The organism is Eubacterium coprostanoligenes (assembly GCF_900167205.1).
Lineage (GTDB): Bacteria > Bacillota > Clostridia > Oscillospirales > Acutalibacteraceae > Eubacterium_R > Eubacterium_R coprostanoligenes.
The window spans coordinates 161,196-183,304 of record NZ_FUWW01000001.1 but is presented as its reverse complement, the minus strand read 5'-3'; the positions used below and the strand labels follow the sequence as shown (position 1 = coordinate 183,304).

20 protein-coding genes, 2 rRNA genes and 1 other annotated feature are annotated in these 22,109 nt (G+C 39.9%); of the genes, 4 read left to right on the top strand and 18 right to left on the bottom strand.

Going from position 1 to position 22,109, the window contains the following annotated elements; translation table 11 throughout:
• From B5D29_RS00745 to B5D29_RS00705, 9 genes are all read right to left on the bottom strand, one after another.
• Positions 1–195, bottom strand: a 16S ribosomal RNA gene (locus tag B5D29_RS00745); the annotation flags it as partial.
• Between the two features lie 276 nt (positions 196–471).
• A 5S ribosomal RNA gene (rrf, locus tag B5D29_RS00740) occupies positions 472–588 on the bottom strand.
• 274 nt (positions 589–862) lie between these two features.
• Entirely contained in the window at positions 863–1,648 is a 786-nt protein-coding gene (locus tag B5D29_RS00735) for an ABC transporter ATP-binding protein (protein ID WP_078767662.1), read from the bottom strand.
• Positions 1,648–2,589 carry an ABC transporter permease gene (locus tag B5D29_RS00730; RefSeq protein ID WP_078767661.1) on the bottom strand — a complete coding sequence of 314 codons (942 nt, stop codon included), beginning with the start codon at positions 2,587–2,589 and terminating at the stop codon, positions 1,648–1,650. Before B5D29_RS00730 ends, B5D29_RS00735 begins: the two co-directional genes overlap by 1 nt.
• Positions 2,590–2,933: 344 nt before the next feature.
• Positions 2,934–3,980: an ABC transporter substrate-binding protein gene (locus B5D29_RS00725; RefSeq protein ID WP_078767660.1), complete on the bottom strand. Its 1,047-nt coding sequence runs from the start codon at positions 3,978–3,980 to the stop codon at positions 2,934–2,936.
• A 151-nt stretch (positions 3,981–4,131) separates the two neighbouring features.
• Positions 4,132–4,378 (bottom strand) — a binding site (T-box leader).
• A 54-nt stretch (positions 4,379–4,432) separates the two neighbouring features.
• A complete protein-coding gene (gene lepB / locus B5D29_RS00720; RefSeq protein WP_078767659.1) occupies positions 4,433–5,029 on the bottom strand; it encodes a signal peptidase I in 597 nt (198 codons plus the stop codon).
• A gap of 2 nt (positions 5,030–5,031) precedes the next feature.
• Positions 5,032–6,957, bottom strand: a complete 1,926-nt coding sequence (locus B5D29_RS00715; protein ID WP_078767658.1) for an alpha-amylase family protein — start codon at positions 6,955–6,957, stop codon at positions 5,032–5,034.
• Positions 6,958–6,993: 36 nt separating this feature from the next.
• Positions 6,994–7,251 (bottom strand): TIGR03905 family TSCPD domain-containing protein, encoded by a 258-nt coding sequence (locus B5D29_RS00710; RefSeq protein WP_078767657.1) that lies wholly within the window; start codon positions 7,249–7,251, stop codon positions 6,994–6,996.
• 269 nt (positions 7,252–7,520) lie between these two features.
• Positions 7,521–8,267, bottom strand: a complete 747-nt coding sequence (locus tag B5D29_RS00705; protein ID WP_078767656.1) for a YebC/PmpR family DNA-binding transcriptional regulator — start codon at positions 8,265–8,267, stop codon at positions 7,521–7,523.
• Between the two features lie 114 nt (positions 8,268–8,381).
• On the opposite strand from B5D29_RS00705, the gene spoIVB reads away from it, so the two are divergent.
• The 3 genes from spoIVB to B5D29_RS00690 all read left to right on the top strand — a co-directional run bounded on the left by spoIVB (position 8,382) and on the right by B5D29_RS00690 (position 11,883).
• Positions 8,382–9,572 carry a SpoIVB peptidase gene (spoIVB, locus tag B5D29_RS00700; protein WP_159443363.1) on the top strand — a complete coding sequence of 397 codons (1,191 nt, stop codon included), beginning with the start codon at positions 8,382–8,384 and terminating at the stop codon, positions 9,570–9,572.
• A 126-nt stretch (positions 9,573–9,698) separates the two neighbouring features.
• Positions 9,699–10,748, top strand: a complete 1,050-nt coding sequence (locus B5D29_RS00695; protein ID WP_078767654.1) for a DUF3048 domain-containing protein — start codon at positions 9,699–9,701, stop codon at positions 10,746–10,748.
• Between the two features lie 109 nt (positions 10,749–10,857).
• Entirely contained in the window at positions 10,858–11,883 is a 1,026-nt protein-coding gene (locus B5D29_RS00690; RefSeq protein ID WP_078767653.1) for a branched-chain amino acid aminotransferase, read from the top strand.
• A 125-nt stretch (positions 11,884–12,008) separates the two neighbouring features.
• Here the strand turns inward: B5D29_RS00690 and B5D29_RS00685 are convergent, their stop codons facing one another.
• The 7 genes from B5D29_RS00685 to B5D29_RS00655 all read right to left on the bottom strand — a co-directional run bounded on the left by B5D29_RS00685 (position 12,009) and on the right by B5D29_RS00655 (position 19,579).
• Positions 12,009–12,647 (bottom strand): energy-coupling factor ABC transporter ATP-binding protein, encoded by a 639-nt coding sequence (locus B5D29_RS00685; protein WP_078767652.1) that lies wholly within the window; start codon positions 12,645–12,647, stop codon positions 12,009–12,011.
• On the bottom strand, positions 12,644–13,456 hold the full coding sequence (locus tag B5D29_RS00680; RefSeq protein ID WP_078767651.1) for an energy-coupling factor transporter transmembrane component T family protein: 813 nt from the start codon (positions 13,454–13,456) through the stop codon (positions 12,644–12,646). The genes B5D29_RS00685 and B5D29_RS00680 overlap by 4 nt, the downstream gene beginning before the upstream one ends.
• Positions 13,449–14,438, bottom strand: coding sequence for a cobalt transporter CbiM (gene cbiM, locus B5D29_RS00675; RefSeq protein ID WP_078767650.1), 990 nt, complete (start codon positions 14,436–14,438; stop codon positions 13,449–13,451). The genes B5D29_RS00680 and cbiM overlap by 8 nt, the downstream gene beginning before the upstream one ends.
• A gap of 140 nt (positions 14,439–14,578) precedes the next feature.
• Positions 14,579–15,469 (bottom strand): hypothetical protein, encoded by an 891-nt coding sequence (locus B5D29_RS00670; protein ID WP_078767649.1) that lies wholly within the window; start codon positions 15,467–15,469, stop codon positions 14,579–14,581.
• 21 nt (positions 15,470–15,490) lie between these two features.
• Positions 15,491–15,670, bottom strand: coding sequence for a hypothetical protein (locus B5D29_RS00665; protein ID WP_078767648.1), 180 nt, complete (start codon positions 15,668–15,670; stop codon positions 15,491–15,493).
• Between the two features lie 13 nt (positions 15,671–15,683).
• Positions 15,684–18,446: an AAA family ATPase gene (locus B5D29_RS00660; protein ID WP_078767647.1), complete on the bottom strand. Its 2,763-nt coding sequence runs from the start codon at positions 18,444–18,446 to the stop codon at positions 15,684–15,686.
• A complete protein-coding gene (locus B5D29_RS00655) occupies positions 18,443–19,579 on the bottom strand; it encodes an exonuclease SbcCD subunit D (RefSeq protein WP_078767646.1) in 1,137 nt (378 codons plus the stop codon). Before B5D29_RS00655 ends, B5D29_RS00660 begins: the two co-directional genes overlap by 4 nt.
• Positions 19,580–19,825: 246 nt before the next feature.
• On the opposite strand from B5D29_RS00655, the gene B5D29_RS00650 reads away from it, so the two are divergent.
• Positions 19,826–20,020, top strand: a complete 195-nt coding sequence (locus tag B5D29_RS00650; RefSeq protein ID WP_078767645.1) for a helix-turn-helix domain-containing protein — start codon at positions 19,826–19,828, stop codon at positions 20,018–20,020.
• 33 nt (positions 20,021–20,053) lie between these two features.
• On the opposite strand, the gene B5D29_RS00645 is transcribed toward B5D29_RS00650, so the two are convergent.
• Together B5D29_RS00645 and thiI are read right to left on the bottom strand one after the other, a co-directional pair.
• Entirely contained in the window at positions 20,054–20,914 is an 861-nt protein-coding gene (locus tag B5D29_RS00645; RefSeq protein WP_078767644.1) for a hypothetical protein, read from the bottom strand.
• Positions 20,914–22,083 (bottom strand): tRNA uracil 4-sulfurtransferase ThiI, encoded by a 1,170-nt coding sequence (thiI, locus tag B5D29_RS00640; protein ID WP_078767665.1) that lies wholly within the window; start codon positions 22,081–22,083, stop codon positions 20,914–20,916. Before thiI ends, B5D29_RS00645 begins: the two co-directional genes overlap by 1 nt.
• Positions 22,084–22,109: the final 26 nt, after the last annotated feature.

The window sequence follows — 22,109 nt, the reverse complement described above, 5'->3', positions numbered from 1 at the left end:
TTATGCGGTATTACCGTCCGTTTCCAGACGCTATCCCCCTCTGAAGGGCAGGTTGCTCACGCGTTACTCACCCGTCCGCCACTCAGTCATATCAGAATTCATACCGAAGTAATCATTCGTCAAGCTTCGTTCGACTTGCATGTGTTAGGCACGCCGCCAGCGTTCGTCCTGAGCCAGGATCAAACTCTTAAAACTTTGTATTAATCATTCCATACAGAATGTACTAATCTTAATCATTCGAAACCTCTCAGTTCTCTCGAACCTGTCGTTTCATTACTGTTATTTATGTTCCGTAGAACATGGAGTTCAGTTACTCAATTATCTTAATCGGGTTCCTTACTTTTTCATCGTTGTTTAATTTTCAAGGTCCTTGCCGTCTGTTATTCTCTTTGACAGCCTATATATAATACCACAGCGTCTTGCGTTTGTCAAGAACTTTTTTCAACTTTTTTAAAAGTTTTGTGGTAACCATGTCGGCGTCGACCTATCTTTGCGGGAGGCTGCCCTCCAACTATTTTCGGCACGCATGAGCTTAACTACCGTGTTCGGTATGGGAACGGGTGGACCCTCAGCGTAATAAACACCGACTATATGTAACGGTCGCTTGCGCTTCCGTCATTTGGTAATGTGAATTCTATCATAATTTGATACAGATGTCAAGAACTATTTTGATATTTTTTTCAAGTTGTTTTTTCTGTAAATTTGATGTTACTTTTGTTACTAAAATGCAACACCCTTATATATTGTATACTTTGGTTGTACAAGCAATCGTGGCACATAATATATTGATGCGCACAGTTTTGCCATATATATAATAGGTATAAATATATAGGGGTGCAAAAATATTTTTATTATCCGTAAATTATGACAAGAGCATACGGTCGTTATCGAGATTTTCGCCAACAGAAATCTTGAATTTTTCGAGAAGATCGGGAACGGTAAGTCCTAAACGCTCCTCATTTGCGACATCATAAACAACTCTGCCCTTATCCATCATAATTGTGCGATTGCCAAGGTCGAGTGCCGACTGCATATTGTGAGTAATCATCAAGCAAGTGATTTTGTTCTCGTCAACAATTTGGTTGGTGAGAGTGAGCACCTTTTCTGCTGTGCCGGGGTCGAGAGCCGCCGTGTGTTCATCAAGAAGCAAAATCTTTGGCGGATTGATGGTTGCCATCATAAGAGTGAGTGCCTGACGCTGACCTCCCGAAAGAAGTCCGACAGGTGAGTTCATTCTGTCTTCAAGCCCCATACCCAAAAGAGCGAGTTTTTCCCTAAACAGCTTTTTATCTTTTTTTGAAATTGTGCTGAACCAACCGCCGTGGCCTGCTGCAAGCGCAAGATTTTCCTCAATGCTCATACCCGGCGCACTGCCCTTCATCGGGTCTTGGAAAAGTCTGCCGATAAAACGAGCACGCTTATGTTCCGGCATAGCGGTAATGTCGTTGCCCTCGAGCAAAATTCTGCCTTCATCGGTGAGATATGTTCCTGCGATAGCGTTGAACAAAGTTGATTTGCCCGCACCGTTAGCGCCGATAATTGTGATAAAATCGCCCTGATTTACTTCAAGTGAAAGATTGTTAAGTGCAACCTTTTCATCAGGTGTGCCTTTGAAAAAGACCATTTTTACATCTGACAATGTGAGCATTATTGCACCTTCTTTCCTACACGAACCTTTGCTTTTCTGACATATTCAGGAAGCTTTGTTTTGAGATACGGTCCTGCAATTGCGATGATTACGATAATCGAGGACACGAATTTTAGCATAAACGGAGGCATATGGAGTCCGATTGCGATTTGATACACCAAACGGAACACAACTGCACCGAGAACCGCACCGATTGCACGAAGCGGAATTTTGCCTCGTCTGACAAATACTCCACCGATAAGAAGTGAAGCGAGAGCAACGGTTACCATACCTGTGCCGATGTTGATTTCTGCCTGCTTTTGAGCCTGTGCGAGCAAGCAACCCGAAAGTGCGGTGAATGAGTTTGCAATGCAAAGTCCGATAATTGTGGTGACAATCGGATTGATTGATGACGACTTGACCATATCAGGATTGTTGCCTGTTGCACGAATCGAAAGTCCGAGCTTTGTCTTGAGGAAAACTGACAAGAAAAGCACAACGAAAAACACTGCCAAAAATGCAATAATAAGTGTTTGCTTGCCCTCAAGTGCTGTGCCCTCAAGTTTTGCTTTGAGGAGCGAGAACACGGTGTCGCTGCTGTTAAGATTGAGCAATGACGACTTTTTCATAACCGCAATGTTGATTGAGTACAATCCCGTATTTACTACGATACCGGCAAGCAAGCTGTCTATGCCAAGAACGGTTTGCAAAATTGCAGTGATAAATCCCGAAGCAACTCCGGCAAGCATTGCAAGCGGAATTGACAAAAGAGGGTGTCCGTTGAGTGCAACGATTGCACCGACTGCCGCACCGAATGTGAAGCAACCGTCTGTTGAAAGGTCGCAGACATTGAGCATTGTGTAGCTGAGGAACAAAGCAAGCACCGTGAGCGAACTGATTAAGCCAAGTTCCAAAACGGTTTGCATTTGTCCGGCATCGAATATTGAAGCTAAAGTTGACATTGTTTTCACCATTGTCTTTCATAAAAATAATAAATATAGTAGGCTGTTGAGAAAGGTTCCGAATTTCGTTTTCTTGCGAGTGGGAGCTGTACATAAGTACCGCCCCCGAGCAAAAAACGGAAAACGCCAAAAGTGGTGCAAACTTTATGCTTGCGGCACTTTTATTTATATAATGTTTTTCAGGATAGGCAATCCTATTTCCTACAAAATCGAGTTGAAATAACTTTGGCGTGGTTCAGGAGCTTTATCGACAGTCTAAGGCGAACACAGTTCGCCCCTACGATGTAGAATTATGGGCACCCTGCGATTTGCAAGGTGCCAAAAATTTGTTTAATTAACTATTATCAGAAACTTTCTGCTGTTGTGATTTCCTTAATCTCTGTGCAGAACGGATTTGACTTTGTTTTTACATCATCAAGTTTGTAGCCAAGAGTTGAGCAAGTTTCTGTGTTGATTGTTGCTGTGCCGTTGTCGAAAAATTTTACAGGATATGTTGCAGGGTCTTTGCCGTTTACAAGAATATCGGAAACCATATCTGCTGTTTGCTGACCGAGAGCAACATAGTCAACACCGTAGCCGAGGAATGCACCGTTGAGTGCGAATGAATCGGCGCCTGTGAAGTGAGGGATGCCTGCCTTTGCAAGATCTTCGTAGATTGAAAGCTCTGCTGTCATAATTGTGTTGTCGGTCGGAGTGAACACTGCATCGCACTTGTCGTTGATGATTGTTGAAACAGCCTGCTGAACTTCTGTTACATTTGTGCCTGTATATTCCTTGTATGAAACGCCCTTCTTTTCAAGATATTTCTTTGCGTTTTCGATAGGTGTCTTTGATGAATCCTGACCCATATCATAAAGAAGTGCGATGTTATCTGCCTTTTCGTTGTTTGCAAAAATCAAGTCCATAATTGCGTCTGTGTTGAGGTAATCGGATGTGCCGGTTACATTTGCACCCGGAGCATTATCGTCTGCTACCAAACCTGCACCGACAGGGTCTGAAACTGCTGCGAACACAACAGGGATTTTGTTGTCCTCGGTTGCTGCCTGCATTGCAACTGCAACAGGAGTGGCAACGCCTACCATAAGGTCAACATCTGTTGAAATATAGTTTGAAATGATTTGGTTCATAACCGAAGCGTCTGCGTTGCAGTTTTCTACGGTTACATCAAAAGTTACATTTTTTTCTTCACCGAGTGAATTGAGCTGTGACTGAATGCTCTCAACAATTTGATTGAGTGAAGCGTCGTCTACATAGTTGCAAATACCTACCTTGTAAGTGGTCTTTGCGTCTGATTCTGTTTTGCTGTCTGTTGCCTTTTTGCTACAAGCTGCAAAAGCGAAGATGATTGAAATTGCTGTGAGTACTGCGATGATTTTCTTAAACTTTTTCATAATAATTTCCTTTCAATGTTAAATGTTAAAAAATGTGATAAGTGGTTGTTAAATAATATGTAAAAAGTTTACTGTCGCCATCGTCTTTTCAAAATAAACATTGCCGCAAATCTCCTTTTGATAAATAAAAAAACTCTCGTCCTGACATTTCTGTCGGGACAAGAGTGATAATCTAACTCCTGCGGTGCCACCCGTCTTGACACATATACTGTGCCCACTTTGCACGTACTATCATACGCAGACTGTTGTTAACGAAGTGCCTGCTCCGTCTTGCCTACTAAATTTTCGGCTCGCCCTCAAAAGCCCATTCGGTTCTTCCCTTACCTATCGCCATTCCACCATCGGCGACTCTCTGAAAAGCGGTAAAAAACTTACTTACTCTTTCTCATCGGTTTACTTAACATTAGCACAACAAAACTCATTTGTCAACAATTTTTTGAAAAAAATTTCTGCTATTCAAGTTTGCCGGCGGTGTTGAACGGGTAATACCTGAACATAACTTTGCCAACAAACTTGTCACGAGATACAAAATTTGTTGTTGTCCAATATCGTGAATCAACGGAATTGTCACGGTTGTCGCCCATTACAAAATAGCTGTCCTCCGGCACAACGAATGTTCCGTTATATCTATCCATATTTTCAGGTGCAACAAAATCGTCACGCAGTTTCATTGTTTTGCCGTCTGCACCTGTGACATAAACCGTGCCGTCAACAATATCCACCGTTTCGCCCGGAAGTCCGATGATACGCTTGACGAAAAGCTGGCTCTCATCATCGGGATATTTGAATATTGCAATGTCAAATCTTTCAGGGTCGTTAAACTTATATTCAAGTCGGCTTGCGATAACACGGTCGCCTTTTTGGATTGTTTCAAGCATCGAACCTGTCGGAATTACGGCATTTGCGAATATGCAATATTTGAGTATCATCGCAACAACAAGTGCAATAACGATAGGTGCGATAAATTCAAGGAACTCACGCAGTTTGGATTTTTGGGTTTCTTCCTCCTCAACCTCGGTTTCGGCTGATGTTTTTACTTTTTTGCTCATAATTATCTTTCCTTAGCAATTTTAAAAATCATAGATTCAAACGGCTTCATGGTAAGCTCCATCTTTGAGTTATAGCTATAAGTTTCGTCTGTTTCCGCAAGAGATTTGCAATAAACATTAAATCTTCTTGCGCCTTGAAGGCTCTCCGGTGCACCCATAAGTTTGTTGAGAGTAAGAGTGAGCGAGGTTTCTTCATCGGTCGGGTTGCGAAGTGCGATTACGCCCTCGTTACCGTCCCAAGAAATGTAGCCGTAGATATTATTTTCAACAGGGTCACCGCCGATGAACTGTGCATTTTGAAGAATGTGGTAGTTTGCCTTTTGCCAATTCATAGCAGATGAAAGACTGCGCCACTTGCTTTCGTTCATCATATTGACCGAAAGATGAAGCTCGTTGAGAGCCTGACCTCTGACGGTGCACCAATAAATGTATCTTTCAAACTCCTCATCGGTATAACTTACTTTTGCGGTGTTGCCGTAAATCGGCTCGTGATTATAAAGATTTTTAAGCGGAATTTGAAGTGCACGCTTGCAAAGGCAGTCAAAATATCTGCCGTCACGATAGGTGATTTCCTTGTCGACCTGCGCCTGATTTTCAAGATTTTTGGCAAAGCCGATGTCACCGCTGTTTTGCACCCAAAGGGAATTAACCCACTGAAGCCACCACGGTGAAACATTGACATAGCAAGTCATATTTATCCAAAGGTTTGGATTTGCAGAGCGGAGCTTGTTGTAAAGCTGAATCCACTTTTGCCACATATCGGTTACAAAATACATATCCTCATAACCGCCTACTGCGTGGTCGTGCTTTGGATTTTTGCAAGGTTTCAGGCAGAAACCGTCAAGTTTCCAATAATCAATATCAAACTCGTTTGTGGTTTCAACAAGGAAATCGCCGAGTTTTTCAACATATTTTGATGAAGCAACGCAAATTTCTTGTGCTTCTTTATTAAGATAGCTGTTGCCTGCACGCTGATAACGCTTTGCGATTTTATCCGGGCGGGTGTATCCGCCACGAGGACCGAGCCACAAGCCGAACTTTGAACCCATCTCGTTGCAAAGAGCAGTTACATTTGTTAGCTTGTTAGGGAACTTCTTGTTGAATGACCAGAAATCCGCCTTGACATTTGGCCAGCCGTCATCAACAACATAAGCCGCAAGCTCGGGAGCACCGTATGCCTGAAGCTGTTTGTGAACCTCGGCAAACGAAGTCATAATGTTCTGCTCGGTAATGTCTTTCATATAATCATACCAGCTGTTGTACTGAAAACGAAGTGAGGTAGGAACGCTGATTGATTCGATATATTCATAAAAAGCCTTGCGAACTGACGGCAAAGTGTTGTCCTCGCCACCGCCCATAACGGTTACAGGGCAAACGAAACCCTTGCCGAGTGCGTGACCGACAAAATATCTGACCGACGCACTACCGTGGATAATTCTGTTTTCCGTTGCAGGAAATTCGCAACCAAAGAACAAGCTGTCAATATAAATAGGCTGTCCGAGCATTGACCAAAACGCAGGAATTTCTCCGCCTTCAACAACCGAAACATCAAAATGTGTCTTTGAATTGATTATTCCGACATTTTCAAGCTCGATAAAATCAACAGCTCTGTCATCAGTTTGGTCAATAAAAATCTGCTTGCAAACGGTGTTGCCGTCCTTGTGCACCCAATATTTGAGGGTGACCTGAAGTCCGTCACTTTCAACAAATCTAAAAACAAGTTTATCGTCCTCATAACCGCTGTTTTCAACAGGCAAGCCTTTTGACGAATATTCTCCGCCGTCAACAAAATGAACAACAAATTCGTTGCCGTTGCCATCAGGAACAAAACTCATTCCCGAATAGGTGTTCTTGATTTGGGACGCGTAGAAATTTCCGTCCGTTATTTTAAATTCTCTTTTGAGTCTGTTACTTGATAATTTAAACATACCTATCCCCTTATATATGTTTATAATTTAGATTAATCAAAGTTCTTCCTTGATTTCCTCAAGAGCCTTTGCAAGCTGGTCCGGACAGGAAGTGCCCTTGAAATTGCAATCTATACCCTTAAGGTCGCCGATAACCTCATCAATTTTTCTGCCCTTAACGAGAGAAGCAATACCCTTGAGGTTGCCGTTGCATCCGCCAACAAAGCTGACTGAATTGATGGTCTGATCATTTTCGTTTACATCTATAGTAATCTGTCGTGAGCATACGCCCGACGGAATAAATACCTTTTCCATTTAGTACATCTCCTTTTTTATCCAATCATAGATATTATACCTTCTCAATCAAAATAATTCAATAACAATTCCGCACTTTATTATGAATAATATATAAATATTTCCTTAAATGTAATATTAGATATACTTAAATAAAATTATATAGAAATTTTAAATTCTATATTAAATGTTGTTTTTATGTAAAAAAAACACACCTCCAAAAATAACAGACTTTAGGAGATGTGTATCAAATTTCTACGGTCTTTTGTTCGTTTTATCAAAGGATAAAATTAATCCTCGTTGTATTCGTCTTCGTTTTCCCAGTTGTGGTAGATGTTTTGAACATCGTCGTTTTCCTCGAACATTTCAATCATCTTTGCCATCTTTTTCATATCATCCTGGCTTTCAAGACGGGTGTAGGTGCTTGGAACATAAGCAGCCTCACTTGAAATAACTGTGTAGCCCTTTGCTTCGAGTTCATCACGGATTGCACCAACATCGTTTGGCTCTGTGCGGATTTCAAAAATATCCTCTTCATCGGTAAGGAAATCGGAAGCGCCTGCTTCGAGTGCGTCTTCCATAAGCTGATCCTCGTCTGTGTCCTCTTTCTCGATGATGATTACGCCGAGCTTTTCAAACATAAAGGTTACAGAACCGGGGTTACCCATATTTCCGCCTGCCTTGTCAAAATAATGTCTTACTTCGCCGGCAGTTCTGTTTCTGTTGTCTGTAAGTGCCTCAACAACAACTGCAACACCTGACGGACCGTAGCCCTCGTATATGATTTCTTCGTAGTTTGTGGTGTCTGCGTCGCCTGCGGCTTTCTTGAGCATTCTGTCGATATTGTCGTTTGGCACATTGTTCTGCTTTGCCTTTGCGATAACATCACGAAGTTTTGCATTATTGTTTGGGTCTGCACCGCCGTTTTTAACCGCTACGGCAAGCTCTCTTCCTATTTTTGTAAATACCTTTGCTCTTGCAGCGTCATTTGCACCTTTTTTTCTTTTGATGGTGCTCCATTTATTATGTCCGCTCATAATTAAAAAATACCTTTCTGTCAGATTTATACACAAAATATTTTAGCACATATAATATATGGTTGCAAGTATGAATTTTGATTGCCTCGGCAAAACTATAACGAGGTGTTAAATTTGAAAAAAGCAATTAGAATTTTTGATGTTATTTTGTTTTTTGTTTGCAGTGTGATTTTTGGCGTAATCATTTGGGGAAATGTTGCCCTGCCCGACAGCGTTGTGACATATGACGGCAACAATTCGCCAATTGCAAAGGTGTTCACCTACACGGCAAAAGACACAAGCCTTGCGGTGGACAGGCAGTCGTCAAGTCCAAGACGGGAAAGCCTAAAAATGTTTGGCGTTATTCCCGTCAAAGAGGTCAGCGTAACCGAAAAAGCACAGCAGTCCGTTATGGTCAGCGGTGAAGTTTTCGGCATAAAACTGTACACAGACGGCGTAATTGTCGTTGGTATTCAGGAGGTTCAAACCGATTCGGGTAAAAAGAGTCCGTCAGGTTCGGCAGGAATAGAAGTCGGCGACATTATTGTTGCCATAGACGGCGAAAATGTGTACACATCGGACCAAGTTCAGTCAATTTTGGGTGCAAACAACGGCAGTAGTTTTGATGTAAAAATCAAGAGAGGCGAGAGGTTCAGGAATTTCACCGTAACTCCGATTTACTGCGAACGAGAGGGATGTTATAAGGCAGGAATGTGGGTGCGTGATTCCACCGCAGGTATCGGCACAATCACTTTTTACAACAAAAACAGCGGAATTTTCGGGGCGCTCGGTCACCAAATCAACGATGTTGACACAAAGGAAATTATGCCGATGCTTGACGGAGAGGCGGTCAAAGCGACTGTTTCAAAAATCGAAAAAAGCACGAGGGGCACAACGGGTTCGCTCGAATGTGATTTTACAAATCAAACGCTTGGCAGACTTCTCACCAACACGGATTGCGGAATTTTCGGTGCATATGCCGAAGTGTCGGACTGTGCAAAGGAATATCCCGTTGCATCAATTCAAGAAGTGAAAAAAGGCAAGGCAACCGTGATTTCAACTGTTGAAAACGGACAGCCAAAGGAATACGAAATTGAGATTACTCGAATCGGTTTCAATGAAAACAACCGTGAAAAAAATATGATAGTCAAGGTGACGGACAGGGATTTAATCGACAAAACAGGCGGAATAGTTCAGGGAATGTCGGGCTCTCCGATTATTCAAAACGGTAAACTTGCGGGCGCTCTCACCCATGTGATTGTTGGCAATCCGCAAAAGGGGTATGCCGTTTTTGCACAAACTATGGTGGAGGAGTCGAACAATTAATCAAACGATTTTCGTCACCTTTCAATCCGTACAAAATTTTGCTGTGAATTTTTACCTATTAACGATTGAAATTGTATATTCCAAGTGGTAAAATTATTTTATATTAACTTTTGGGAGATATGTAAAATGAAGAAAATCACAGCAGTTTTATTAGCTATTTTAATGGTAGTTGCACTGTTTGGTTGCTCGGCAAAACAAGATGAAGAACCGACAACCACACAGCCTGCAACCGAAACCACAACAAAAGCACCGGTGCTCAATCCGTTGACCGGCGAAGAAGGTTTTTCCGAATCGGCAGTCGGCAAAAGACCTGTTGCAATCGTTGTTGAAAACCTCCGCCCTGCACGACCGCAATGGGGCATCACTTCGCCTGACATTATTTGCGAGGGCGAAGTTGAGGGTGGCATCAGCCGTATGCTTTGGCTTTATGCAAATGTCAAGGATGTGCCTGAAAAGGTTGGTCCGCTTCGTTCTGCACGACCAAGCTATGTAAAATTCAGCAAATTTTTTGATGCAATTTTCATCCATTGGGGCGGAAGCCACAGCACAAAGAACTACACAGGCGGATACGAAACTATCAAAAAAGAAAAGGTCAACAACATTGACGGTATGTCGGGCGGCGAACTTTTCAGCCGTGATTCATCAAGAAAGGTGTCGAGCGAGCACAGAGGTGTTCTCAACGGCAAAAAGATAAACAAGGCAATCGAGAAAAAAGGATACAGAACCGAGCTTAAAGACAGCTCTTTCTCACCGCTTCACTTCAATTCAACCGTTGCTCCTGCCGGTGCAGACGGTGCAACTTCTGTTGGCGTAAAATTCTCTGACAGAACCGACACAAGAAAATTCACCTACAACGCAGAGGACGGCAAGTACAGCACAAACGATTGGGAGAAAAAGGTTAAGTTCCAAAATCTCATTATTTTGAAAGCTGAATCAACTTACATAACAGTGCCGTACAAAGGCTCAACCACAACCTACCTCAACTACAAGTGGAATTCAGGCAGCGGCAAGTATATTTCAAACGGCACGGCAACGGATATTACTTGGGAGGTTTCAGACGGCAAACTTGTACTCAAAGATGCAGTGGGCAACACTCTTTCAGTCAATAAGGGCAAGTCTTATATCGGCTTTGTATCATCAAATCATAACGGCAAAATTACTTGTTCGACAGAATAAAAGACTGTCGATAAAGTTCCTGAAGCACGCCAAAATATTTACTCTTTACAAAATTATTCAAAGTGATATAATAAAATTATATTTATAACAAACAAGGGAGATGTTTAAAATGGCAAAAAAGGATATTGACTGGTCAAGCCTTGGCTTCGGTTATATGCCGACAGACGAAAGATATGTTTCGTGGTTCAAGGACGGCAAATGGGATGACGGTGCTCTCACAAAAGACCCTAACATCACCATGAGCGAGTGTGCTTGCGTGCTTCAATATGCTCAAACAGTATTTGAGGGCTTGAAGGCGTACACAACAAAGGACGGCAGAACTGTTTGCTTCCGCCCTGATATGAACGCAAAAAGACTTGCGGAATCTTGCCGTAGACTCGAAATTCCTGAAGTACCTGAAGAAAAATTTATTGATGCGGTTAAAAAGGTAGTTAAGGCAAACGAGGCATATGTTCCTCCGTTCGGTTCGGGCGCAACACTTTATCTTCGTCCATTCGTTTTTGGCTATGATTCAATCATCGGTGTAAAACCGGCTAATGAGTTCCAATTCAGAATTTTTGCAACTCCTGTCGGTCCATACTTCAAGGGTGGCGCAAAGCCAATCACAATCAGAGTTTCCGATGTTGACAGAGCCGCTCCTCACGGAACAGGTGACATCAAAGCAGGTCTTAACTATGCTATGTCACTCCACAACATTGTTGATGCTCACAATTGCGGATTTGATGAAAATATGTACCTTGACCCTAAGACTCGTACAAAGGTTGAGGAAACAGGCGGTGCAAACTTCATCTTCATCACAAAAGACGGCAAGCTTGTAACTCCAAAGTCAAACTCAATTCTTCCGTCAATCACTCGCCGTTCACTCATGTATGTTGCAGAGCACTATCTCAATATGCCTGTTGAACACAGAGAGGTTTATTTTGACGAACTCAAGGATTTTGCAGAATGCGGTCTTTGCGGAACCGCAGCTGTTATTTCTCCTGTCGGCAAGATTGTTGACCACGGCAAGGAAATCTGCTTCCCGTCAGGTATGGAGGAAATGGGTCCGTACACCAAGAAACTTTACGAAACACTCACAGGCATCCAGATGGGCGAAATCGAAGCCCCTGAAGGCTGGATTGTTGAAATCGACTGATAAAATACACCGATTCTGCCTCCTCTTGTTGCAAGGGGAGGTGGATTTTTTGTGTAACAAAAAAGACGGTGGGGTTTTAAAAACGCTGTAAGTTTGATACTTACAGCGTTTTTGATATTCTTCATTTATAATTCGATTATTCTATCTGCCATTTTGTCAAAATCATCTGTGTGCGACACGATTATGATTGTTTTGCCGACAGAGTGCATTTGATTCAGAAATTCAACAAGCCACTGTCTTGATTTTTTATCGAGAAAATTCATCGGTTCGTCAAGAATGAGGACTTGCGGATTCATTGCAAGCACGGACGCCACGGCAACTTTTTTCTTTTCGCCCATTGAGAGGTGGAACGGTGCACGCTCTTTGAGGTGTTCCGTGCCCGTGAGTTTCAGCATATCATCAACCCGCTTGGCAATTTCCGTCTCGTCAAGTTGCATTTGGCGTGGAGCAAAGGCAATTTCGTCGTACACGCTTGAACAAAACAGTTGTGCGTCTGTGTTTTGGAACACATATCCGATTTTTTGGTGAAAGGCTTTTGCAAATTGCTCATTTTTCACAGCCTTTTTGTCAATTACAGTGCCGTCAAAGGTGTAAGTACCGATTTCGGCAAATTCAAGAGCGTTTATGATGTTCAAAAGTGTACTTTTGCCACAGCCGTTGTCACCTTTGATGACAACAAATTCGCCGTCTGCGATTTCCGTGCTAAAGTGCTTCAACACAGGAGTGCTGTCGTACGCAAAGCAAATATCGTCAAGTTTTATCATTTTGCAATCACCTCAAAATAAACAAATATTCCCACCGCACAGACAACAAAAAGCATATACAAAAAATCATTTGCCTTTAATTTTTCGTGCCGTGTGACCGTGTATTTTCCGCTGAATCCTCGACATTCCATGGCCTTGACCGTTTCCTCGCCCGATTGCTTGGCTTTAATAAATACCGTGCCGAGTATTCCCGAAGCGGATGCTTTTTTGTTGTCGTTCTTACCGATTGAGCGGATTTTCAGTGCGTCAAGCATTTCAAGGCAGATTTCGCTCAAAATGAAGATGTATTTCATCGTGATGTCAAAGGTGAAAATCACCACATCGGGAACACGAAACGATTTGAGCGATGCCGTTATGCTGTTGAACGGTGCGGTCAAATTGACCACCATAATCAGACTTGTGCTGACGGCAACTTTGCCGAGAACTGTCAGCAATGTTTTGGGATGTCCCATAAAAACGGCAGGTAGCAGAATGATAACCGATATTATCATTGCAGGTATAAGTACCTTGAAAAGTGCCTTGATTTTGTCTGCTTTGAGCAGAGCAATCCTCACCGCAGTTACTCCGAGCATAAAGAAAACGAAGCTGTAATTTTTTGCCGATGCTGTGAAAATTATCAGCAATAAAACGGCAAAAAGACGAACGGAAGTGTTCGCTTCATTCGTCTTATATAAGCCTCTGTTAACTTTAAATTTTGACATCACCGCTACAACGGATTTTTGCGATTTTGTGATAAATCCGCTTTTGTCCTTTGGCGGAGTGTAGTCCTCGTTTACCGTCAACCAAGACGGTATTTCATTTTCAGTCATAGTTAACCTTTGATTTCATAAATGTGCTTGCGAGTTTGAACAGAATTGTTGAAAGTGCAATTCCGATTACAGCACACAAAATATATCCAACCCAATCAGGCAAACCGCCGATTGAATAGTCAGGGCAAATTGCCTCAAATGCGGAGAGTGGGCCGTTTTCAAGACCGCTTGGAACATAGCCGACAAGGTCGGTCATCTCGTCTGCACCCCATTCGCCCCAGGCTGTGCCTGTTGCCAAAAGTCCGATAGGTGTTGCAAGAGTGAGCACCGCAAGAAGTCCGCCGATGAAGGTGTTGCCCTTTTTGGTTGTTGGCTTCTTTGCCATAATTTCAGGTGAAGTTTTTTCTACAAATGCAAGCATTGCAACTGTGAAAATCGCTTCTGCCAAGCCGAAAAGTGTGAGGTGTTCCGCCATCATTGCAGGGATTGAAACATTGAGTCCGTACGGGCAATAAAGCGCCTGACTGTCTGCGGATTTGAACAGGAGCGGTTGAATACCGAACTCAACAGCCGTACAAAGTGCCGCACAGTTGATGCCGACATAACTGCCTACTGCCGCACCGATGAACTTGCCGGTCTTGTTTTTCATTTTGCGAGCAATAATGTTATACACGGCGTAGCCGACAAACGGCAAAACAAACGCCATATTGAAGCAGTTTGCACCAATTGCAAGCACACCGCCGTCACCAAACAGCAACGCCTGCAAAATCAAAGTCACGCTGACCGACAGGCACGCCGCCTCCGGTCCAAGCAATATGGCAATCAGCGTTCCGCCTACTGCGTGACCGGTTGAACCGCCCACAATAGGGATGTTGAACATCATTGCAACGAATGAAAAAGCAGCAAAGATACCCAAAAGTGGCATTTTATCCTTTGTGATTTCTTTAGATACTTTTTTTATTGAATATCCCCACGCAGGAATTGCAGCGGCTGTCATAACCGCACAGGTAGCCGGGGAAAGATAATTTTCGGGAATGTGCATAATTTTCTCCTCAAAAATGATTTATACACTTGTATATTATCATACCCCAGAATCCAAGGCAACCCTCCCCGGGGGTTGTTTTTGCAAAAAAATCACCTTCCCCGCATCCTCGGAAAAGGTGATTTTGAGCTATATGAACTTTATTTCTTCCATTTCATTCTTTGATGATTTTTAATGTCGTATTTCCACCTACTGGTATATTTTTCTCTGTTTTTTTCTTCATCTACCGGAGCACTATCCAATTCATCTACTTTTTCATCAATATAATCATAAAAATTTGTTTCCGAAATTTTTAGATCACCCAAGATTTTTGCAAAAGCAGGAAATTCTTCCTCTGTTAATTTTGAATGTTTACAAAGTCTTTTAAATTTATCATAACTAAATGCTTCTGTTCCAAATTTATCATTTGCCGCACAAATAAATTGCCAGTACTTTAATTCATTAAACCATTTTCTTGCTGTTATTTTTGCCATATCACAAAAAGTCAGATACGGAAGCTTCTTAACCACAAAATCATCAAAATAATCCAACTTGTAAAGCTGATCATAAGGATCATCTTCGTCACATTCACAATATTCCTTATAATAATCCTCAAAATAAATAATTCCGTCTTTTAAAGTTGCCTTCAAAGTTTCCTCTTCATATGAACCGTCTTTTTCTATTGTAACTTTAAAATAAGCACCCGGTGCAGCTTCTGCTAATTTTTCCGGTATACCGATTCCCGATATAAAATCGAAAACACCATAAGGACCGTTGGCTCTTCCGGAAATTGTACCGTTTGACTCATCCAAAATCGTTTCTATTTGATTTTCTGACCATTCATCAATATCTTGACTTGCTTTTGTGGAATTAGAATTTACATAAGAAATACTTACACAATCCAAATAACTGCAATTTCCATCTTCGGGTTGATGATGACGATATTGCTCTTTGCAATCCACAAAATAATATTTAACAACATCCAACATCGCTTTTAATTCTTCTTTTGTTCCTTTAAAAGTGAAGAATGTATTAATATCAGCAGACGCCATAGCTTTTTCTCTCCCTCTTAATTACACTTCATAATCGTAAAGATTAAATCCGTTTTCTACTGCTTTTTCTACAACATCCTCATCAGACATAGAATCAATATTTATTACATCTGCCATAGCAGTGGGATTACATCCCACTGCCGAGCCATAATAATCTCTGAGATCGTCCCTGAGATTATCCACATCAATTTTAATGTTCATATAAGTACCTCCATTAAGCCTCTATTGTAATTTTACTGCCGTGTTCTCTTTCTTTTTTTACAATAATCTTATTATCAATTCTTTCATTAAGCGCAGTTACATGTGATATAATTCCAACCAACCTGTTACCATCACTTAATCCTATAAGAGCTTTTAAGGCTTGCTGTAATGATTCCTCATCAAGAGAGCCAAAGCCTTCATCAACAAACATAGTGTCTATTTTTATACCGCCTGCCGACGATTGAACTTCATCAGAAAGACCAAGTGCAAGCGACAATGATGCTTTGAATGATTCACCACCGGACAACGAAGATACACTTCTTACTGTTCCATTATAATGGTCTATTACATCCAAATCCAAACCTACCTGACCGGAATTTTTGTTTTCCTCTCTTCTTTTAAGCTCATACTGATTATCAGTCATCGTCAAAAGACGAAGGTTAGCTTTGTTAATGATTTTGTCAAAATAGCTCATTTGGACATAGGTTTCAAGTTGAATACGCTCTTTTCCGGTGATTTTACCGTTTAAAGTTTCGGACAAAGCATTCATCCATTCGTATTCTTTTTCAATCCCTATAAGTTCTTCAGATTTTGATTTGATTTCCTTAAGATTATCGCTGTTATTTGTAATTCTTGAATTAACTGAATCTCGAATTTTTGTCACTTCTTCTTTTTGATTATTCAGTTCTTCGTATTTAGAATTTAAAGCATCTTCATCATAATCAACGATTGTTTCAAGTGCTGTCTTTAAGGTTTTTTGTCCACCTTCAAGTAATTTAATTGATTCAGTAGTTTCTTTAACTTCATTTTGAGCCTTTATATATGCCTCATCAATTTCATCTATTCGAGCTTTAAGTTCACTAATTTTTTTCTTAGCCACGTCCACACTTTCAAATTCAAGTTCTTGCTTTATCTTGCTCACTTGCTCAAATTTTTCTTCGGCTAGTGTTTCACATCCTTCATGCTCTTTTTCCCATTCTCTATGATTTTTATCAATATCATTAATCTTCTTTTGAATTTCAGGAAGTTCTTTTTCAATTTTATCTTTGCGTTCAACAGCTTTTTCTAACTCTTCAATTTGTGATTTAATTTCACTCAATGCAGAATTATTTTCAGATTCAACAACTTTTAATTGAACTTCAGCTGTTAAAAGTTCAAAATCGGAAATGATTTTTTTACCGTCTTGATTCAAACTGTTTTTAAGTTCTTTAATTCTTCCTTCCAATGATTTTATATCTTGCGACATTCTGTTTGCTTTTTCTGTTGCTTCATCAGCAAACTTTTTTGCTTGTTTAACATCAGCTTCAGTAGGAGCTTCGTCAGATTTAATGGCAGGTGAAGGGTGCTCCAAAGAACCACAAACAGGGCACGGCTTATTATTCTGCAACGACTGAGCAATTATTCCGGCCTGTTCTTTCAAAAATAAGGCATTTTTGCAATTAAACACTTCAATTAACCGAGTTGACTCGTTAATAGCTAATTCTACATCTTTTTTATTTTCTTCAAGTTCCTTTTCAAGATGATTATACTCATTAAATTTATCCTTAAGTTCATTTATATTTTCTGCTTTAGCTTTATAATCTTCTTGCTGTCGTTTTACAAAAATGCACTTTTCATTACAATCTTTTAACGAATCCAGTTCTTCTTTATAATTAATTTCATCTTGTTTTAATCGATCAATATCGTTTTTAGCGTTGGTTATTTTTTCTTGTAATTCTTTTGCTCGGATTGTGTTTTCACAAAGAACACTATTGAGTTGATCTAATTCTTCAAATTTAGGAAGTTTATCTTTAATTAATGCAGATTTCTCTTCAAGCTTCTTTTTGTCGGCTTGTTTTTCTTTTTCCGATTCAAAAACTTTTTCAGCTTGTTCAAGATGAGATCTTTTACTTTTTAAATTCTCTTCATTCTCTTCAAATTGCTTTTTGTTTTCCTTTTGTGTTTTCAAAGTTTCAATTTTCACATTGATGTCGTTAAGATCTTTATCAATATTTTCTAATTTTTCATCGGCAACTTTTTTGTTGTTTTCATCCATTTCAATAATAGACTCAATTAGTTTAACAGCATCTTCTGTTAACATTTCTCCGGCTTGTGCCTTTAGCAATTCAAGATATTTTACATCGGTTTCATCGCACCTAATTAAGCCTATGTATGTTTTAATATTATTTTTAGCACCTTCTTTTTTTTCGGATAAGTTTTTAGTATCCAGGGCAACTTTATCTTGAATTTCCTTAAATTTTTCAGTTTTAAAAATATTTCTGAAAATTTCTATTCTGCTTTTAGTATCTGCATCAAGAAGTTTTCTAAAATCACCTTGTGCTATCATACAAATTTGGGAAAACTGTTTTTTATTAACCCCTAATAAATCTTTAATTTTTTCATTTACTTCTATTATTCTAGTTTTGGTTTCTTCGCCCGGTAATATCAATTCAGCTTTTGCTGTTTCTTTAGTTTCACCGTTTCCTTTTTTATTTGGACGCATATATTCAGGATTTCGCTTAACCTTATACTCTTTTCCGTTGTATTCAAATACCAATTCAACAAAGGTAGGAGTTTCTTTGTCTGCATATTTTGAACGAAACATAGATGCATCTCTTACATCACCGCTTGCCTCACCAAACAGTGCATAAGAAATAGCATCAAAAATAGTTGTTTTACCTGCACCCGTATCACCTGTAATAAGATAAATACCTTTTGTTCCGAGCTTGTCCATATCAATTACAGTTTTTTCCGCATATGGTCCAAATGCCGACATTGTAATTTGTTTTGGTCTCATTTTTGTTCCTCCCAAATTTTTTCAATAATTGAATTGATATAAGATAACTGATTTTCATCCATATCCAAACCGTTTTGTTTTTTATAAAAATCATCAATAAGTTCTATAGGCTGTTTATGCTCTACATCATTCACTGCTGTTAATTTTCCTATAGACTGCGTTCTGGCATTATCATAATCAAGTTTCATTATGTTTTTATAAATTTTACCTAACTTAAAAATAGCATCAACAACATCATTTTCATCTGTCAAGGTTATATGATAATAATCATCTAAATTCTTTTTATCATAAAACGATTTATCCATAAGTTCATCATATTTTCCCTTTAACTCTACCAAATCACGCTTTGCATTAAGCGGAATGGTTGAAACAGTTACATTTCCTTTTTCTTCTATATTAACAATAGTAACAGATTTCTTATGATTAACTTCTGAAAACGAATATTTAAGTGGTGTTCCGGAATATCTTATTGTATCTCTTGACACTCTTTGTGGTCCGTGAATATGCCCAAGTGCAACATAATCAAAATCCTCATAAACAGATGCACTTACTCCTTCTGTACCGCCAACTGATAAATCTTCACTATCACATTCTTCAGCACCTGTTACAAATTGATGCGACAATAATACATTGCGTTGAGACTTGTCAATATTCATTTTTTCTATAGCGATTTTTACTGCTTCAGAATACGAAATGTTTTCTTCAAGTTTAAATATTTGCTTTACATTTATAGGTTTGATAAATGGCAACATATAGAAATTAACACTTCCGTATTCATCATTAAGAGTTTTTGCATCAATATTTCCGTTGTAGGCAGGTGAAATGTGTATACCTGTTGTATCTATCAGTTTTGAAGCAAACGCAAGTCTTTCTGCACCATCATGGTTTCCTGAAATAATAAATGTTTCAATTTTTCTTGAAGCAATGTCATTAATGAATTTATCCAAAACTTCAACAGCTTCTGATGACGGAACAGATTTGTCATAAACATCTCCGGCTATCAAAATTGCATCTGGCTTTTCTTCATCAATAATGTTAAGAATTTTAGTTAAAATATACCTTTGATCTTCGATCATTGAAAATTCATTTACTCGTTTGCCGATGTGCAAATCTGCTAAATGTAACAATTTCATTTGATTACCCCTTTTATATTTTGTCTATACATAAATTATAACATAATTTAGCCTAAAAGCAACATAATTGTACTTAATCTGCCTTTGAAGTCCGATTTATAGGACTTGTACTGTCGATTTTTCTAAATTTAGAGTTATTACTTAAAAATCGATTTTAATTAAAATATATCTCATTTTGTGATTATTGTCAATATCTCGTTATGAGATATTGTATTATTTAGTAAATACTAATAATGAGGTGATTATGTGCGACTTCGGGATTTGCGAGAAGATAATGATTTGAAACAATATCAAATAGCAAAACTTTTAAACATCAAACAAAACACATATTCACAATATGAAAATGAAAAACGAGAAATTCCGATTGATTTGTTATGGAAATTAGCAGACTTTTATAAAACAAGTATTGATTATATTGTCGGAAGGACAAATAAAAAATGACTGTCACTTGGGCAGTCATTTTTGTTTTGTATATTACATCTTTTCAGTTGTTTTGTGCTTTTTGTCGGTGTAGACTTCGGGTTGCCATTGTGACGAGAGCCAATACGGATTGTGTTTGTCGTGCTTATCGTACCAAACCTGCGGGTAATGGATTTTTTTATTCTTCACAGCGTCGGTATATGGCTTAACCTTGCCGTCAACCTCAACGCAGAGGATGACGAACTTAAAGTCTTTCATAAACTCAGTGTCTACATTTATGCTCAAATAATTATCGGTATATGACATATCATATGACGGATGATAGAGCGAACGGCAGTGGACTCTGTCTTCGTATTGGTTGAAGCTGTCCTCTGTTAAATCGCCGTGGGCAAAATACGGAAAAACATAGCCGTTGTCGTCTTTGCCGAGAACATTTGCATAATAAGCGGCGATGACCTGATAAGTTTTGCTTTTGCCGTAAATATCGGTGAGTGTGACCTTTTGAGTGCAACTGTTATATCCCTTGACGGATGAATACAGCTTTTCAATCTCGGTCGCAGAGCTTTCAAGCCCGATTGATTTGATTTGCTTGCCGTCATCAATTGCAGAGCCTGAATCAAAGTGATTTCCGTTTTGGTATACATCGGAAGTGACAAATATTTTTTCATCTGTGTCATCAAATGTCAACATACCGCAAACCGCAGAATTTTTGCCGTACGCATCGCAAAATTCTTCTGCAATATGGCGAGGATATTTGATGTTGTACTTCTTTTCATACGGTCTTAAATAAGCGGTGCTTATTGAGCTGATGACTGCAATTGCAACCAAAACTGCAACAAGGGCACTTATGCAAATGATAGGAAGTTTGTATTTTTTTACCATTTCGGCAAATGAATTTTTATTATCCTTTTTCATTATTTAATCACTGTCTTTCTTGCACCTTCAACAGCTCTTTGGATTAGAGCCTCGCTGTCGAGTGCTTTTTCTGCTTCAAGTATTTCTTCAATATGCGGTCTTGTTTTCGGATGCTTTGGAGTGAACACCGTACAGCAATCCTCGTATGGCAAAATTGAGGTCTGGAAAGTGTCGATTTCTCTTGAAATACGCACGATTTCGTCCTTGTCCATACCAATGCAAGGTCTGAAAACAGGAAGTTCGGTTGCAACATCGGTGCATCCGAGTGCGTAGATTGTTTGGCTTGCAACCTGACCCACGCTTTCGCCTGTGATGAGTGCGGAGCAATTTTGGTGATTTGCAATGATTTCCGCAATTTTCATCATATATCTTCTCATAATAATTGTGAAGTAAACTTCCGGACACTTATCCCTGATAGCCTCCTGAAGCTCGGTAAACGGCACAACATAAGTTGTGATCGGTCCGCTGTACTGTGCAACCTTGTGGAGCAAATCCATAACCTTTTGCTCGGCAAGTTCGGTGGTGTACGGAGGGGAAGCAAAGTGAACGGAAACAAGTTCGATTCCACGCTTTGCCATCATATAAGCTGCAACAGGTGAGTCGATGCCACCGCTGATGAGCACCGCACCTCGTCCGCTTGTGCTGACAGGCATACCGCCCGCACCTTTGATGTTGTTGCCTCTGATGAAAGCATAAGTATCTCTGATTTCAACCGTAACGGTGAGTTCCGGATTGTGCACATCAACCTTTAAATCGTGGTAGTTTGAAAGGATGTGACCGCCAAGTTCTCTGCAAATTTCAGGTGATTTGAGCGGGAACTTTTTGTCACTTCGCTTTGCTTCCACCTTAAAGGTTTCAACTTCTTCAAAACGCTCACCGAGGTATTCGATAGTCTTTACTTTTATGTCGTCCATATCCTTTTCGGCAACAAGCGCTCTTGAAAGTGCCGCAATGCCGAAAACTTTTTTGAGGCGCTCAACTGCGTCATCAAGGTCAATGTCGTCATCATTTGGTTCAACCATAATAGTTGACTGGCTTTTTTTGAAGGTGAACTCGCCGATTTCGGCAAGTGCCTTGCGCATATTTTTTATGAGAATGTCCTCAAATGTGTTTCTGTTGAGTCCCTTGAGTACAAGCTCGCCGTTTTTGATAAGTATAATTTCTCTCATTTTTTGTTCCTGTTGTGTTGAAATTT

What these genes read in the sequence shown, in the direction of transcription:
- B5D29_RS00645 (WP_078767644.1), bottom strand. Translation starts at nt 20,914, where the DNA reads ATGAAAAAGGATAATAAAAATTCATTTGCCGAAATGGTAAAAAAATAC.
- B5D29_RS00665 (WP_078767648.1), bottom strand. Translation starts at nt 15,670, where the DNA reads ATGAACATTAAAATTGATGTGGATAATCTCAGGGACGATCTCAGAGAT.
- B5D29_RS00680 (WP_078767651.1), bottom strand. Translation starts at nt 13,456, where the DNA reads ATGACTGAAAATGAAATACCGTCTTGGTTGACGGTAAACGAGGACTAC.
- B5D29_RS00660 (WP_078767647.1), bottom strand. Translation starts at nt 18,446, where the DNA reads ATGAGACCAAAACAAATTACAATGTCGGCATTTGGACCATATGCGGAA.
- B5D29_RS00685 (WP_078767652.1), bottom strand. Translation starts at nt 12,647, where the DNA reads ATGATAAAACTTGACGATATTTGCTTTGCGTACGACAGCACTCCTGTG.
- B5D29_RS00655 (WP_078767646.1), bottom strand. Translation starts at nt 19,579, where the DNA reads ATGAAATTGTTACATTTAGCAGATTTGCACATCGGCAAACGAGTAAAT.
- B5D29_RS00670 (WP_078767649.1), bottom strand. Translation starts at nt 15,469, where the DNA reads ATGGCGTCTGCTGATATTAATACATTCTTCACTTTTAAAGGAACAAAA.
- B5D29_RS00715 (WP_078767658.1), bottom strand. Translation starts at nt 6,957, where the DNA reads ATGTTTAAATTATCAAGTAACAGACTCAAAAGAGAATTTAAAATAACG.
- B5D29_RS00705 (WP_078767656.1), bottom strand. Translation starts at nt 8,267, where the DNA reads ATGAGCGGACATAATAAATGGAGCACCATCAAAAGAAAAAAAGGTGCA.
- B5D29_RS00695 (WP_078767654.1), top strand. Translation starts at nt 9,699, where the DNA reads ATGAAGAAAATCACAGCAGTTTTATTAGCTATTTTAATGGTAGTTGCA.
- B5D29_RS00735 (WP_078767662.1), bottom strand. Translation starts at nt 1,648, where the DNA reads ATGCTCACATTGTCAGATGTAAAAATGGTCTTTTTCAAAGGCACACCT.
- B5D29_RS00710 (WP_078767657.1), bottom strand. Translation starts at nt 7,251, where the DNA reads ATGGAAAAGGTATTTATTCCGTCGGGCGTATGCTCACGACAGATTACT.
- B5D29_RS00690 (WP_078767653.1), top strand. Translation starts at nt 10,858, where the DNA reads ATGGCAAAAAAGGATATTGACTGGTCAAGCCTTGGCTTCGGTTATATG.
- B5D29_RS00730 (WP_078767661.1), bottom strand. Translation starts at nt 2,589, where the DNA reads ATGTCAACTTTAGCTTCAATATTCGATGCCGGACAAATGCAAACCGTT.
- thiI (WP_078767665.1), bottom strand. Translation starts at nt 22,083, where the DNA reads ATGAGAGAAATTATACTTATCAAAAACGGCGAGCTTGTACTCAAGGGA.
- cbiM (WP_078767650.1), bottom strand. Translation starts at nt 14,438, where the DNA reads ATGCACATTCCCGAAAATTATCTTTCCCCGGCTACCTGTGCGGTTATG.
- B5D29_RS00725 (WP_078767660.1), bottom strand. Translation starts at nt 3,980, where the DNA reads ATGAAAAAGTTTAAGAAAATCATCGCAGTACTCACAGCAATTTCAATC.
- lepB (WP_078767659.1), bottom strand. Translation starts at nt 5,029, where the DNA reads ATGAGCAAAAAAGTAAAAACATCAGCCGAAACCGAGGTTGAGGAGGAA.